Consider the following 14,264-nt stretch of genomic DNA (forward strand, 5'->3'; position numbering starts at 1 on the left):
AGTCGATACGATACGAACACCGACAGACGCATGGGGAGGAGGGGTGTGGCCGTCTTCATCAGCTATCACAGCAGCAAGCGGCCCGTCGTCGAACACATCGCCACATACTTTGCCCGCCACGACATTTCGACGTGGTGGGCGCCGCGCGACGTACCGCCGGGCTCGGACTGGGACGAGGCGATCTCGCGCGCGATCAAGAACTCCAAGGCACTGGTTCTGCTGTTCTGCGCCTCGGCGGATTCGAGCGTGCACGTCAAGCGGGAGGTCCATCTCGCGGACAAGGCGAAGATCCCGATCTATTGGGTGCGGCTGGAGCAGGTCCAGCCGGAACGACTCGGATATTACCTGTCACCCACACAGTGGGTGGACTGGCTGGACCAGCGCGACAGCACCCTGGACTCCCTCGTCAAAGACCTGAGGCGGCCCGGCGTGAGCGGTCGTGTACTTGATACCGATGCGACGCCGCGGCCCGCCGAACCCGTACCGGCCTCCGGTTGGCCCGCTGGCATCGCCGTCTTCGAGAACGAACGCGTCGCGGCGGAGGCCGCCGCGCACACCTACTTCCGGATCGCACGCGACGCCTCCGACCGGAGCGTGGTCCTTCCCACGGGCCGGGCGGCGACTCAGGTTTTCCGCGCGATGCTACGGATCGCACACCGCTACGCGCCCACGCCGTTCGGTGAGTCGCATATCCTTTCGGACACAGAGACTTTCGGCGTCCACGCCCAGCACCACACCTCGCGGACCAGGCATGTCGTCGAGACGTTGGTCGAACCGTTGACCGAACGCGGACTCGGCCCGGCCCCAGGTCAGTTGCATCTGCTGTCCGGCCAGATCTCCGAGCGCGAAGACCCACTACTGCGGACACAGCGCATTCTTCGCCTGTATCCTCCTGCGGTGCATGGGATTTCGATATCACCGGCGGGTGAGGTGCTGGGCTACGAGGTCGGTGCGTACACCGACCCGGACGAGATCGTCAGCGACGGCTGCCGAATCGTGGAACTGAGTGAGCACGGCCGCCGGTACATCGATCCGAATCAGCCGTCCCGCTCGGTGCTGACCATCGGGTTGGCCTCGGCCCTGGAGTGTTCCGGCCTCATGGTGCTGGCCTTCGACAAGACCAAGGCTCGGATCATCCACCAGATGACGCACTTTCCCGAGACGGCCGGTGTCCCGGCCACCCTGTTGCGCCGCAATCCCCGGGCGGTCATCGTCACGACTCGCGCCATCGCCGAAGCGGCGGAACTCGACAACACCCACTTTCCGGAGTCAGCGGAGGCAGGCAGCGCATGGATAGTCAGCAGGTTCGCCTGAAGGAGACGCCGAAGGTCGCGGTCGTCGGCATGGCCACGATCGACTACCTCTACGTCCTGGACAGTCATCCGGCCGAGGACAGCGAGAACCCGGTCCGCAGGCACACGGTCGTGGTGGGCGGACCGGCCGGTCGGGGGTCGATCACCGCGGCACGGCTGGGCGGAGGCGGCGTCGGCCTGTACGCGATGTGCGGCAGCGGCATTCACGCGGAAGTGCTGCGCCGCGAGTTGACGAGCGAACCCCTCGAGGTGGTCCTCTTCGAGCGCGCCGCGGAGAGCCAGCACTCCGCGGTGGTCATCGCGGCTGATCACGGCACCCGAACCACGATCTGGACGCCCCAACCGGGCGCCGATCCGGCGCTGCTCGACGCCTTGGACGAGGCGTTCACCGGCGTGGACGCCGCACTGCTCGACTGCACCGACCCCGAACTGAGCAAAGCCGCCATCGAGTCGTGCCGAACACTGCGAGTTCCGATCGTGATCGACACCGGTGGGTACAAAGAGTCGAGCGAGGAATTCCTGCGCGGCGTCGACTACATCGTCGCTCCGGAGAAGTTCTTCATCAGCAGGCACCCGGGCGAGCCACTCGATCGCAGCATGTCGCGGGTCTTCGCCGACTTCGGGCCGAAAGTCCTGGTAGCGACGCAAGGGAAGCGGGGCGGGAGCTACCTCGACGCGACCGGCGAGCATCGCTATCGCGCATTCGAGGTCGCGGTGGAGGACACCTGCGGTGCGGGCGACACATTCCACGGCGCGCTTGCCTGGGCGATCGCCGCGGGCGCTCCGGTGGACGCGGCACTGGACATCGCGTCCTGGGCGGCTGCTCGGAAATGCGCGACGTTCGGGAACGCCGGTATCCCGGACCGGGTGGCCTTGAAACAATTCCTGGCCGAACAACGCTGACCATCTGTAGGCGGACGGGCAACTCGCCGAACGCATCGGCTGCGCGAGCTCGACCGACTCGCTGGATCGTCCACCAGATCGCGCAGCTCGTCCTCGGTAGGCAGCGGCCGCCCCAATCTCCTGAGTGCTTGTCGCGGACAGGATCGACTACCCCACGGGCGGTCGAGGTCGGGATCAGCGTCTGAAGGCCTGCCTCAGCATGTGCCCGGCTCGTTCGATGGAGCCGCCGGGTCGCCTGCCGCCGATGTCCGTCCTCCGGCGGCTGTCTTCGTCGGGTCCGGCGAGCAGCGCCTGCAACCTCACCCGCTCCGCCCGGACCCAGCGCGCGATCTTGTTCTTGATCGTCATCGGAATATTCCAATCTCCCGGTTGCGCAGTTCGGCCACGAACTCCTTCGCATCGGCCAACCAGACGATGCCTGAACCGGTTGCACCCAGCTTAGAGGCTAAAACCGCCCCGAGGCGGGGGATACCGTCCGTCCATCGACTGCGGTTCCAGTTCGACACAGCAGGCACCGGCGGTGTGTGGCGGCCGCCGTCGACGCGGACTGAGCGACACATCATCGCCGGGAGGGCAGCGTGGCGGTGAGACCGGTGAGCAGGATGTCGAGACCGCGTTCGAGTTCGGCTGCGCCGTCGTAGGCGGCCAGGATCGGTGCGAGTTCACGCAACAACGGGAACTCCCCGATCGGTAGGCGGTGCAGCCCGAGCCGCAGCACGTCGTCGGTCTCCTCGGGACGCTCCACGAGCTCCTGCAACTCGTTCAGAACGTGCCCATAGAGGAAGCCGAAGACCACACGGTAGATGTGCAGCGCGTCGGCACCGGAAAACCCGGCACCGGTGAGCAATTGGAGGATGTCTTCCAGCGGACGGACCACCGCATAAGGACGCAGCCCCAATGGAGTGACCAACGGCCGAGTCACCAGTAGCGGCACCACCCGCGGATGCTCCAGAGCCAGTCGCCGGAAATCACGCGCGACGACCCGCAATTGGGCTGCCCAATCCGGGGCGGCGGCATCGACCGACAACTGCGCGAACACGATCTCGGCCACACCATCGAGCACAGCCGCCTTGTTCGCGACATGTCGGTAGATCACCATCGGATCCCGCCCCACAGCCTCGGCCAGCCGCCGCATCGACAACCCGTCGACCCCATCGCGATCGATGATCTCGAGCGCCGCGGCCAGCACCGCAGCCCTGGTGACCGGCCCGTCGCCTCGACCGATGGCAGCGCGGCCGGACCGGTCTCCAGATCGAGAGCGCCTGCGGCCGGTCGGAACTTCGGCCATCTCGGATGCCTCCCTCGTCATCAGAATCTCCGCTGGAAGTTATGAGTGTAGACCTACAATGTTGACATCAGGAGGGAAACGGAGTCTACTGGATGTACACACCTGGTTCGCTGCGACGCCACTAGTGACCGCGACGCCGCCGCACGGTCGTATCCACGGCCCTGCGGCCACCACGCCATGGAGCAACCTCTGGCGAACAACGCGGCACCCCGCGACAGGACCCGAAATGCGATTCCACAGCCGAAACAGAAGCGCCGGCACAGCGCACGAACAGATGCAGCGGCAGTACGCCCGGCATCCCGTTCGGCCCGATTACACACCCCGATTGAGGTTGACGCCCAAAGCCGAACGCGGCGGATACATCGACGGCGCGTGGTGGCCCCGATCCGGCGAACTCACCACCGAACTGCCGGATCTCCTCGCCGTCCTGTCGGTGCGGCTCGGCCCCATCTGGCGAGTCGTCTACGACCCCGCAGGCTGGACGGACACGCCCCGGCAGACGACCCTCGACGATGGGCACACCGTCCGGCTCGACCCCTACCCCTTCGAACTGTGGAACACGATGTATGTCTGCGGCCGTGAGAGCGAGCTGATCGTGCTCCAGGTGATCCCATCGTCCACCGACGACCACACCGCGCACACGGCGCTCATGGCCGCCGTCACACCCGAATCAGCAACCCGCACACCCCGATGAGCAGAGAACAGACCATGCCCCGAATCATTCGACGACGCCCGATCACCAACCACTACGACATGGGCCGTGATCCCGGTCCTCCTCGATCCGAACAGCAGCCCTTCCGAACGCCTACCCGCACCCCACGCCTTCTACTGAGTCGACCCGGCACCCACCCCGACCACGTGGACGGCGGCTGGTGGCCATGGACCAGCAACCTCACCGCCGAACTGCACGACCTGATCAGCGTCCTCACCCCGCGCCTCGGACCCACCGCACGCATCAGCTTCGACTGGAACGCAGTCAGTCTCACCCAACGCCGCATCGACAACTACGACGGCATCGCGTTGCACGGGCCCGATACCGGTCAGCCAGCCGGCGTCATGCATCTGATCGGCACGAACGGCGCCCAGATGACCCTCCTTGTCATCCCCGCCGACACCCCACCCGCTCTAGCAGACAGCCAGCTGCGGCGCGCGTCAGGTATGTCGTTGCCGCCGTCGGCGCACCAGCGGCAGAACCGCTGACCGCAACGACCCCGCTCGGCCGTGTGGCCGACCGGGGACGGCTATTGCGCCCGATCGGCCCGGCCGGGCGGCAGTACGTCGAGGCGGCCGCCAGCGACATCCGATCGATCGACTCCACGGCTTCGGAGCTTTTGAGCAGTGCGATCAGCTCGGCAGCAGCCGCCGCGAATGCTCGGCGTCGTCACTTCGCCGGCTGCGGCACGCCCGTCGCCTTCGCCACATCGGCGAGCATCCGATCGGCCGCCTGCACGCCGATGCCGGACATCCAGGTCTCGTCCGGAACCTCGAACACCTTGCCGCCCTTGACCGCCGGTAGGTCCTGCCATACCGGGCTCGTGGTCACCACGTTCTTCTCCGTCTTGCCCGGATCCTCGATGACGGCGACGAAGATGAGTTCGGCGTCGGCCTGGTCGATCCGCTCCGGGCTGATCTCCTTCATGATCTTCTTCGGATCGGTGGAGATCTGCGAGGCCGGGCGCGGGAGCCCGATGTCGGCGAGCACCACACCGCTGAAGGAGTTGCTCTGATACAGACGGGTCGGCCCGGCGAGGAAACGCACCACCGAGACGGTGGGCAGACCGCCGTTGTTCTTCGCCTTGATCGCCGCGCTGAGCGTGCGGGCGCGGTCCTCGTAGGCGTTCAGCGCGTCGGCGGCCTGCTGGTCGAGTCCGAGCGCCTTACCGTGCACCGCCAGATTGGCTTTCCACGGGCCACCGGTGGTTTCGGTGAACACTGTCGGCGCGATACCGCTCAGCTTGTCGTAGATCTTCTCGTGGCGCAGCTTCGAGGACAGGATCAGATCGGGTTTCAAGGAGGCGATGCGTTCCAGATTCGGCTCGGGCGACGGGCCGACGTCGATGACGCCGTCCACTTTGCCCGTCAGGTAGTCCGGGAATCCGCCGCGGGTCTTGGTGTGCGGGATCACGGCGCCGACCGGCTTGATGCCGAGCAGGGTGACCGAGTCGAGTTCGGCGGTGTCGAGCACCACCACCCGCCGCGGCACGTGCGGGATCGTCACTCGGCCCATCGGGGTGTCGAGCGTGCGCGGGAAGCTGGCCGGATCCGCGGCCGATACCGCGGAATCCATTGCGGTGGAACTATTCCCGCACGCAGTGAGTCCCGTTACTGCGAGGCCTGACGCGAGGAGCACGGCACCGATCCGGCCGAATCCGCGCAGGCGCAATCGTCCTGTGGGCATGACTGATCCTCTTCTTTCGTGAAGGGACGCCACCCCTTCCGGGTGACGTGCTGACCGTCGGACCATCACGCGCGAATCCCGGCGGTGGCTTCCGCTCTGCCCTCGGCTCGGTCGCTACGGCGTCTCGGAACGACCAGGGGCGTGCCGGTTTCGGGATCCGGTATCACCTGGCAGTCGACCTCGAACACAGTGCGCACCAATTCGGCGTCCAGCACCTCGGCTGGGGCGCCCGCGGCCGCGAGCCGCCCCTCGTGCAGCACGACCAGGTGATCGGCGTAGCGGGCGGCCTGCCCGAGATCGTGGAGCACCATGACGACGGTGCGGCCCGCCTCGGTGTGCAGATCGGAGACCAGGTCGAGCACGTCGAGTTGGTGGCGCAGATCCAGGAAGGTGGTCGGCTCGTCCAGCAGCAGCAGGTCGGTGTCCTGGGCGAGAGCCAGGGCGATCCAGGCGCGCTGACGCTGGCCGCCGGAGAGCCGGTCGACCTGCTGGCCGCGCAATTCGGTGGTTCCGGTGCGGCGCAACGCATTCTCCACCGCCTCCTGGTCCTGGGCCGACCACGGCCGCAGCATCCGCTGATGGGGGTAGCGGCCGAGCCGGACCAGCGCCTCGACGGTGATCGCCTCCGGCGTGATCGGTTGCTGGGGAAGCAGACCCAGTTTCAGTGCCAGTGCGCGGGCGGGCATGCGGTGGATATCGGCACCGTCCAGGGTGACGATGCCACCGGCAGGGCGCAGCAGCCGGGTGAGACCGCGCAGGAGGGTGGATTTACCGCAGGCGTTGGGGCCGACGATGGCGGTGACGGCACTGCCGGGCAGCGTCAGGTTCAGCCCGTCGATCACGGCGCGATCGCCGTAGTGCAGACGAAGATCGTGTGCGGCGAGTTCGTTCACGCGGTCCTCCGATGGGCAGGGCTGCTCTCGCGCAGCATCAGGATGAGCAGCCAAGGCGCCCCGACCGTGGCGGTGATCACGCCGACCGGCAGTCCGTTGACGGGCAGCAGGTGCTGTGCCACCAGATCACAGCCGACCAGCAGGGTCGCGCCCATCAGACCCGTCGCGGCAAGTGTCGCGGCCGTGGGCCGTCCAGCGAGTCTGCGCACCAGGTGCGGCACCGCCAGCGCCACGAACGACACCGGGCCGGTGAGCGCGGCTGCCAGCGAGGCCAGCGTCACCATGGTGATCAGCAGCCGCAACCGGGCCGCGGAGACCCCGACGCCGAGCGTGCCCGCCGACTCGTCACCCAGATCCAGCACGGCCAACGTGCGGTATTGCAGGAACAGCGCCGCCAGCACCAGGATCGAGGCGATCGCGGCGCCCTGCACTTCCGGCCAGGTGCGGCCGTAGAGCGAGCCCGCGGTCCACTGCATCGCCGATCCCGCGAGTTCCTTCGGGAAGCGCACCACCACCAGGTTGACCGCGGCTGCCAGCCCGGCCTGCACAGCCAGGCCGACCAGCACGAGCCGGGTGACCGGCAATCCGGCCCGCCAGCCGATCGCGGCCAGCAGCACCGCGGCGAACAATCCACCGGCGAGCGCGCCGAACGGAATCAGTGTCTGTGCGGCGCCGAGCGCGAGCACGAGCACCGCGCCGAGGGACGCACCGCCCGTGACACCCATGACGTCGGGCGAGGCCAGTGGATTGCGGAACAGGCGCTGCAGGACGGCACCCGCCGTGGCCAGCCCCGCCCCCGCGATCAACCCGGCGACCAGCCGCGGAGCCCGGAACTCCTGCACGATGTACACCTCGCCCGAGTCGCCGAAGCCGAAGGCCGCGCGCAACGCGGTGGGAGCCGACATCTGTACCTCGCCGGTGCTGACGGCGACGAGCGCCAGCACCGCCAGGGTGACCACGCAGACCGCACTGATCAGCAGGGCACGGCGCGCATCCGTCATCGCTCCACCCGGTGGCGAGCCAGCACCGCGAGCAGCGGCGCCCCCAGGAAGGCGGTGAGAATGCCGACCTCCACCTCCGACGGCCGAGCGATGACGCGGCCGAGGATATCGGCAGCCAACAGCAGCAGCGGGCCCGCGATGAGGCAGCCGGGAACCAGCACCCGATGGTCGTTGCCGACCACGAGTCGAACCAGGTGCGGCGCGGCCAGGCCGATGAACGCGATGGGCCCGGCCACCGCGACCGCGGAACCGGCGAGCAGCACGACCGCCACCATCCCCGCCAGGCGGATCCGCGCCACCGGCATCCCCAGCGCCTGCGCGGCCTCGTCGCCGAGCGCGAGCGTGTTCAACGCGGGCGCGATCACCAGACCGACCAGCGCGCCGATCACGAGCGAGGGCAGCATCGGGACGAGCACATCGACATCGCGCTGGGCGATCGAACCCGCCAGCCAGAACCGCGCCTCGTCGAGGGTGCGCTCACTGAACACCAGCACCGCCGACGTCCACGAGACCAGCACGAGCTGCAACACCGTGCCGCCGAGCACCAACCGGACCGGATCCAGATCGCCGGCTCGACGCCCCAGCGTCAGCGTGAACGCGGCCGCACCTGCCGCACCGGCGAACGCGAACCACACATACTGCACGGGCTGATTCAGTCCCAGCGCGAAGATGGCGACGACGACCGCGAGCGCGGCCCCCGCATTGATCCCGAGCGTGGTCGGCGCGGCGAGCGGATTGCGGGTAATGCCCTGGACGACCGCCCCCGCCAGCCCCAGCGCCGCGCCCACCGCGAGCCCGACGATCGTGCGAGGCAGCCGCATCCCGGTGATCACCATCGCGTCCCGCCCCGCGCCCCCGCCGAGCAGGGCGTCCACCACGGTCGCCAGCGGCACGGAACGAGCGCCGAGGGCCAGGCTCAGCACGACACACAGCAGCAGTGCGGCAACCCCGATGAAAAGCACCGGGATCCGGCGCCGAACCGGAGCCGCGCGGGTCGTGTCGGTCAAGGTCACGAGCGGAGAGCATAGGTTAGCTATGCCTAAATTTGCCAACGCGGACGTCCCGGTCGTGGGAGGAGGAGATCTTCCCCGGCAACGTTTCACTTCACCGCGCAAACGGGCCCGGACAAGGTCGAGGAGAAGAGCTTGGCATACCGCCAGTAGTCAGACGGGGTGCGTGCGAGGACAAGGGCTCCCCGAGCCCAATGATTTGGAAGGACTTCGCTGATGTGCTCGACCGGCAGTGGTGTGACGATCACGGCCCCTACTGGTGGCGGATCAATCCTGGTAGGAACTGGCGTGCTATGTCGACTGGGGCGACAACGACGCCTCAGCTGGCGATGCGTGAGAAGAAGGCATTGCGGCAAGGGCGCAATTTTCCGCGACTCGATCAATAGGGCGGCGCGACTCCCGTATCCGAGATGCCTTCGCCATGTAGGAGGTAGGAGTGTCAGGAAGCTGCAGAGTTCTGTCGGCGAATCCGATCTTCGGCGCCTCCGACAGCGGGACCCTCGGGCCAGAGTTTTTCAAGGTCGGCCGGGGTGAGTGGGGCCTGGTAGGCGGCATGAAGTACGTTCCGGCTTATCGTGGTGTTCGCGTCGGCAAGGTTGACGAACCAGTCGATGCCTGCGACGTATGCCCACATGTAGGTCCTGAGCAGTGGGCTTGTGCTCCGGTCTGCCAGGATGTCGGCGATGTGGCCGTCTTTCCACCATGGGACGCGAGCTCGCGCGTGACGTGCGCATTCTTCGATTGGCGTTCCGGCATTCACGGCAAGGTGTAACTCGGCGCGGACGAGTTGTGTGTAGTGGTCGATCCGCACTCGCGCCACCAATGCCTCATCGTCGGGCGCGATGAACAGCGGCATCGCTTGTGCCCAGCCTTCCAACAAGACTTGCTGGGGACCGTGGACAGATGACAGGCGGACCCAAGGGACATCCTCGATAGCGCAGCGGGCGGCGATGCTGGCGCTCTGCAATCCATGGCCCAGGACCTCATGCAGTGCGAACTGCCGGGCCTGGGTCTTTGTATAGCTCGCATCGCGCGTGTTCAGCCGCAGCCGGACCCGCTGCCCGGCACCCTCGAGCCAATACGCCCAATAGGCGTCCACGTCCGCTTCCTCGATCGTGAGTTCGTATGCGGCCTCGGTACCGGTCACGCGGCGGACGACCGGCTCGTAGTCGGCTGCGGCTTGGCGGATTGCGTCGGGTGCGTCGGAGGCATCGAGTGGGCCTTCCATCGCGGCAAGGTCAACCGCGGTAGTTTCACCCCACCCGACGCCGAGAGCATCGAGGCATCCACGGGCGATGTCGCCCTTGGCGGTGGCATAGTCGACGGACCATCCGGCTGCCGGACATCCCTGAGTGGCACGGACATACTCGTCGAGGTTCGGCCGCTCGCCAATGAGCGCGCGCAAGTAAGCGAGATCAGCATTGATTCGTTGCACAACCGCGGATTCGTCGATCTCGTGGAGCAGGTCGTTCAACCGTCGGAATGTGCCGAGTCGGTCAACGGGGGCTGGCGGCTCACCCGCAGGAGGGAAGAAATCGAAGTCGATCACGGCGGGCGCGCCCCGGTTGATCTCGTGCTGATTCCATGCCCGGATAGCATGCTCGACGGCGTCACGAGTCCTCATGAGAAACCTCCCAGCGTAGTGTGACGGATTGGTTCGGGCGTAGATACTCCCGGGTGAGCGTGACGATGACATCGTCTCCGTCGTAGTCCCAGATCAGGTCTTCGGTCGCGGAGTTCTCCGCGCCGTCTTGATGTTCCTCGACCGCGGAGCAGCTGATCAAGTCCCCGGCATCGCCGTGTCGGAGGTGGATGCTGAAGCGCCGGGTGTATCTGTGAATCGATTGCCGCCAGTACAGCTCGTCGACGAATTTGCCTCCATCGCAGGTGTAGCCGACTACAGCAGAATCGCCCGGCTGGATCGCCGGTGAAAGTCGACAGGCAAATTTCGATAGGCTTGGTGTGTCGTGGATCCGCTGGATCGCGAGGCGGCGTGTGCTCTCACGCAGCGGCCTGATGTGCAGCTTGCCGTCGGTGTATTTGAACCACAGCTCTCGAGACATACGAGTCAGCGGCCGGTCCGTCATATTCAGTGTTTCGTAGCGGTAGGTCAAGCGAGCCGATCCGTCGCCGCTGATCTGGATCTCAATGCGGGTGTCGAGATCGATGATATGACCGGCCAGATGAGCGAATTGGCTGACCTCGCGACTGTTGACACGCTGGGCCCTCTCGAGCTGCAGTAATCGTTGTGCGAGTTGCTTGGTTGCTTTGCTGATGCCTCGAACATCGTCTGTCGCCGGGCCGGCATCCGAGCCCGAAGCGTCCCCTGGCTGTTCTGACGCCCAGTCGACGACGCCGAAAGTTGGTCGGGTGAGACGGTTCTCGATGACGCCGAGTAGTCCTCTGGGGCTGTCGACTTCCGTAGTGCCGGTGTCGAGAAGCGTGGTCGGCTCGTCGGCGGCGCACGGCTCGAACAACTGCGCCGCAGTGTAGCCGGGGAACATCTTCTCCAGGACCCGGCAATGGTGTGGGTAGGGAAGCCCTTTCAATGCACCCGATAACCAACGGTGGAACTGCGCGCGTCCCGGCGAGGTGCCCACGAGGGCCGGGTCGATCGTCTGGGCAACTCTGTCGTACTCGCGGCAAAAGCCGCTGTGTGTCTGCAAGTGTTTCTGGCGCAGCTCGACTTTCAGGCGAATGAGCGCAGCAGCCACCCCTCGACCCTCCATTATCCCTCCGGCCTGCCGAACGTAACACAGACGAGCCGCAGACGAGACGGCACTGGACTCAGAAGTTCGAGACGGTGGATAAGCGGTATCGAGATGTGACACCGCTTTTCGGCAGGGTCGTACCCCTCGGCTACGGCAAGGAAGCACCAGAACATGCTCGAGCTACTCATCGGGCGACCGCCTCTTTTTCGGGTGACATCACAACTCCAGCGGAGGTTCAATAAGCTGAGAAGTCACGAGACTTACCTCCCATGCGGGACGTACTGGCTCCATGATTTCGTTCGGTTGCCGGCCCGAATGTCACTGATTCGTTCGCGCAATCGGACTGCGTGCTCTGGTGATGCTGCCGCACGACGAAGTGGCCCGGCGACCTGAACGAGATCGCGCATCTCCAGCAGAACAGGGTATCCGGGCCAGTCCGACAGGTCGTACCCGTACTCTTCGATGAAGTTACGCACCCATAGCACGTCCCGCCCGTAACGCACGGCGGCGTGCCATGTCGGTATGAGGTCCACTTCGCGCGGCCCGATGCTGACCCGGTCCCAGTCGCCGAGTATTACTCGCGGTGGTTCGGTTGTGTTGTCCCACAGTAGGTTTCCTGCCCATGCGTCACCGTGGATGAGTCCGATTCCCAGCGGCCAATCGAGTTCGCTCAGTTCTTTGCGGATCTCATCGACGCGTCTCAGCAGCCACGCGCGTTCTTCCGCATTGATAGCGCTTCCGGAGCCGTGCTCCAGCAGTGCCTGGTGCAGCGATTCCAGCGGCGTCCATTGCCGTAGTTCGATATTGGGCGTGGGTAGGTCGTGCAGCGAACGCAGCAGTTGTCCCAGGTCTTTCGATGTCGGCTCGGACATGCGGCTGGTTTGTGGGTAGTACTGCCAGAATCCGACCGTGTGCCCGTTGATTCGAACGGGTGGGATGGCAGGCAGTGGAGCTGTCGCGCCGAAGTCGTGCCGCTCGATCAGCCACTCGGTGACCTGGTAGGTCCGTCTCGGCCGGTCCGGGTCGGTGTCGTTCGTGCTCACCCGTCCAACGATGCCGTGATGAGGCAGGACGTAGACGGCATTGCTGGAATGGTGGATGAGTTCCGCGCCGGTGGGGTCAAGCCCGCAGGCTGCGCACGCCTGGTAGAGCGCCGCAAACTCTTCCGATGACATGCCAGCCCTATCCCACCAATGCGACCGTTGACTGAAATTCGTTCTCGACCTGCTGCACCACAGCCATGTCAGCGTACGGTGCCAGCCGCCGACGAACGATGTTGATCGCCTCGATTCCGCGTGCGCTGGTCAATCCCCGTGCAGCCTTCATCGCGTCACGGAGCACCTGACAGGCTTGCTCGACTTCTATGGTTCGATCGGGTGCAGCGGCGGCGGGATCAGGCACATAGGACGCTGCCAGCGTCGCAGCTGCCAGTACGTGACGTCGCTCCATCCCTACCGCATCTGCCAGCACCATCGGTGCGTGCCGCTGGACATCCCGAGGGCGCTGCCCATCGTGCGCGACGTACATGAACTCAGCCGACAACTGTCGTTCGGTGAAGAACCGTATCCAATCCGGCTCATCACCTGGACGCGCGCGGTGCAGCCGGCGCTCGGCCTCGACCATCGCTTCTGCGCTCGCGCTCGCGTCGCCACGCAGCGCGTAGGCACGTGCCAGCAACGCTTCGCAACGGGCCGCGGTGCTCGGTGAACCCGACTGGTCAGCGGCGCGAACGGCAGCGGCGCCGAACCACAGCGCCTCTTTCGGGCGACTCAGGTAGTGGGCCTGCATCGACATGTCCGTGAGGATATGTGCTGCTAACGCTGCGTTACCGCTTGCTTTCGCAAGCCGAAGAGCTTGCCGAAAGTACCTCTGCCCGCGTCCTTGCTGAGCAGAGTCGAAGCACATGAAGCCGCTGAGATCGCACAGACGCGCCGCGACCGCATACAGCTCGGATGCGGTGCGACTGTCGTATGAACTGTGCAGGGCTGGACCTACGACGTCATCCAGGAACCGAGCCAGTGTCGCTCGCGCATAGCCGCCGCCGAGGTGATGGTCGGCGTTGGCGAATACGTCGCACATCGACCACATGACCGCGATATCGGCAGTTCCAACCCGCCGATGGCTCGAACCGGTCGCAAAGACCGGAACAGTCTCCTCCAACCATTCCCGCACCGGATCGAACACCTCGCAGCCGACCCATGGCGTATTGGGCTCGTCCGGGACCAGGGGTCGAATCGAATCCTCCTGCACTGCGGAGGAATTGATATCGACCCACATGCGTTCGAGAACGCCACCAGTCTCCAGCGCTTCGTCCATTCGCTGCGCGAAGTCCCTACCCGGACGCCTTTGTGCCTTCTCTACCTTGCCGATGAGTGAACCACTGTCATGACTTATCGCGCCGAGTTGGTTATGCGACATTCCCCGCAACAGTCGCCAATGCCGCAGCTCGGCACCGAAGAACTGCCGTGCCGACTCCATTGCGGCCAGCTCACGCGGTTGTTGGGCCATCACTTCATCCTCTGTGACCTGGTCGTATGCGACCAAGTCCGGTGCAGCCTCGGATGCGGACAGTTCTCTGTCCGCATCAAACATATACCGACCTCCGTGCGGTAGGTCACAGACTGAACTTGCACCCGGCGCCGGGTCGATGCCGTTGCGCCGCAACGGCACACCGATCACCGACGGCAGGTCGACCGGTGGCGCAAGCTCCTCGGCGCCGGGTGCTCATCACACTACGTACAGGGGAG

The 14,264-nt window shown here is 65.8% G+C and carries 14 protein-coding genes; 4 read left to right on the top strand and 10 right to left on the bottom strand.

Features of this window, described 5'->3' with window-relative positions; all coding sequences use genetic code 11:
* Nucleotides 1–45 precede the first annotated feature (45 nt).
* Nucleotides 46–1,314: a TIR domain-containing protein gene (locus OHA40_RS03170; RefSeq protein ID WP_330231568.1), complete on the top strand. Its 1,269-nt coding sequence runs from the start codon at nt 46–48 to the stop codon at nt 1,312–1,314.
* Nucleotides 1,290–2,216, top strand: coding sequence for a PfkB family carbohydrate kinase (locus OHA40_RS03175; RefSeq protein ID WP_330231569.1), 927 nt, complete (start codon nt 1,290–1,292; stop codon nt 2,214–2,216). The genes OHA40_RS03170 and OHA40_RS03175 overlap by 25 nt, the downstream gene beginning before the upstream one ends.
* 174 nt (nt 2,217–2,390) lie before the next feature.
* Here OHA40_RS03175 and OHA40_RS03180 read toward each other — a convergent pair whose 3' ends face one another.
* Nucleotides 2,391–2,564: a hypothetical protein gene (locus OHA40_RS03180; protein ID WP_330231570.1), complete on the bottom strand. Its 174-nt coding sequence runs from the start codon at nt 2,562–2,564 to the stop codon at nt 2,391–2,393.
* 211 nt (nt 2,565–2,775) lie between these two features.
* On the bottom strand, nt 2,776–3,504 hold the full coding sequence (locus tag OHA40_RS03185) for a TetR/AcrR family transcriptional regulator C-terminal domain-containing protein (protein ID WP_330234023.1): 729 nt from the start codon (nt 3,502–3,504) through the stop codon (nt 2,776–2,778).
* Nucleotides 3,505–3,829: 325 nt separating this feature from the next.
* Between OHA40_RS03185 and OHA40_RS03190 the strand changes: the two genes are divergently transcribed.
* Together OHA40_RS03190 and OHA40_RS03195 are read left to right on the top strand one after the other, a co-directional pair.
* Complete coding sequence (locus OHA40_RS03190; protein ID WP_330231571.1) at nt 3,830–4,198, top strand: DUF5994 family protein; 369 nt, start codon at nt 3,830–3,832, stop codon at nt 4,196–4,198.
* Between the two features lie 14 nt (nt 4,199–4,212).
* Complete coding sequence (locus tag OHA40_RS03195; RefSeq protein WP_330231572.1) at nt 4,213–4,704, top strand: DUF5994 family protein; 492 nt, start codon at nt 4,213–4,215, stop codon at nt 4,702–4,704.
* Nucleotides 4,705–4,885: 181 nt separating this feature from the next.
* On the opposite strand, the gene OHA40_RS03200 is transcribed toward OHA40_RS03195, so the two are convergent.
* The 8 genes from OHA40_RS03200 to OHA40_RS03235 form a co-directional block, all read right to left on the bottom strand.
* Nucleotides 4,886–5,791, bottom strand: coding sequence for an ABC transporter substrate-binding protein (locus tag OHA40_RS03200; RefSeq protein WP_330231573.1), 906 nt, complete (start codon nt 5,789–5,791; stop codon nt 4,886–4,888).
* A gap of 176 nt (nt 5,792–5,967) precedes the next feature.
* Entirely contained in the window at nt 5,968–6,795 is an 828-nt protein-coding gene (locus tag OHA40_RS03205; protein WP_330231574.1) for an ABC transporter ATP-binding protein, read from the bottom strand.
* Nucleotides 6,792–7,796: a FecCD family ABC transporter permease gene (locus tag OHA40_RS03210; RefSeq protein WP_330231575.1), complete on the bottom strand. Its 1,005-nt coding sequence runs from the start codon at nt 7,794–7,796 to the stop codon at nt 6,792–6,794. Before OHA40_RS03210 ends, OHA40_RS03205 begins: the two co-directional genes overlap by 4 nt.
* Entirely contained in the window at nt 7,793–8,809 is a 1,017-nt protein-coding gene (locus OHA40_RS03215) for a FecCD family ABC transporter permease (RefSeq protein WP_330231576.1), read from the bottom strand. The genes OHA40_RS03210 and OHA40_RS03215 overlap by 4 nt, the downstream gene beginning before the upstream one ends.
* A 436-nt stretch (nt 8,810–9,245) precedes the next feature.
* Nucleotides 9,246–10,430 carry a hypothetical protein gene (locus OHA40_RS03220; RefSeq protein ID WP_330231577.1) on the bottom strand — a complete coding sequence of 395 codons (1,185 nt, stop codon included), beginning with the start codon at nt 10,428–10,430 and terminating at the stop codon, nt 9,246–9,248.
* Nucleotides 10,417–11,520 (bottom strand): hypothetical protein, encoded by a 1,104-nt coding sequence (locus OHA40_RS03225; RefSeq protein ID WP_330231578.1) that lies wholly within the window; start codon nt 11,518–11,520, stop codon nt 10,417–10,419. The genes OHA40_RS03220 and OHA40_RS03225 overlap by 14 nt, the downstream gene beginning before the upstream one ends.
* Before the next feature lie 257 nt (nt 11,521–11,777).
* Nucleotides 11,778–12,560: an aminoglycoside phosphotransferase family protein gene (locus OHA40_RS03230; RefSeq protein WP_330231579.1), complete on the bottom strand. Its 783-nt coding sequence runs from the start codon at nt 12,558–12,560 to the stop codon at nt 11,778–11,780.
* A gap of 139 nt (nt 12,561–12,699) precedes the next feature.
* On the bottom strand, nt 12,700–14,109 hold the full coding sequence (locus OHA40_RS03235) for a helix-turn-helix domain-containing protein (protein WP_330231580.1): 1,410 nt from the start codon (nt 14,107–14,109) through the stop codon (nt 12,700–12,702).
* Between the last annotated feature and the right edge of the window lie 155 nt (nt 14,110–14,264).

The sequence above is a fragment of the Nocardia sp. NBC_00508 genome, from assembly GCF_036346875.1.
Taxonomy (GTDB): domain Bacteria; phylum Actinomycetota; class Actinomycetes; order Mycobacteriales; family Mycobacteriaceae; genus Nocardia.

What these genes read in the sequence shown, in the direction of transcription:
- OHA40_RS03185 (WP_330234023.1), bottom strand. Translation starts at nt 3,504, where the DNA reads ATGGCCGAAGTTCCGACCGGCCGCAGGCGCTCTCGATCTGGAGACCGG.
- OHA40_RS03210 (WP_330231575.1), bottom strand. Translation starts at nt 7,796, where the DNA reads ATGACGGATGCGCGCCGTGCCCTGCTGATCAGTGCGGTCTGCGTGGTC.
- OHA40_RS03220 (WP_330231577.1), bottom strand. Translation starts at nt 10,430, where the DNA reads ATGAGGACTCGTGACGCCGTCGAGCATGCTATCCGGGCATGGAATCAG.
- OHA40_RS03195 (WP_330231572.1), top strand. Translation starts at nt 4,213, where the DNA reads ATGCCCCGAATCATTCGACGACGCCCGATCACCAACCACTACGACATG.
- OHA40_RS03175 (WP_330231569.1), top strand. Translation starts at nt 1,290, where the DNA reads ATGGATAGTCAGCAGGTTCGCCTGAAGGAGACGCCGAAGGTCGCGGTC.
- OHA40_RS03180 (WP_330231570.1), bottom strand. Translation starts at nt 2,564, where the DNA reads ATGACGATCAAGAACAAGATCGCGCGCTGGGTCCGGGCGGAGCGGGTG.
- OHA40_RS03200 (WP_330231573.1), bottom strand. Translation starts at nt 5,791, where the DNA reads ATGGATTCCGCGGTATCGGCCGCGGATCCGGCCAGCTTCCCGCGCACG.
- OHA40_RS03235 (WP_330231580.1), bottom strand. Translation starts at nt 14,109, where the DNA reads ATGTTTGATGCGGACAGAGAACTGTCCGCATCCGAGGCTGCACCGGAC.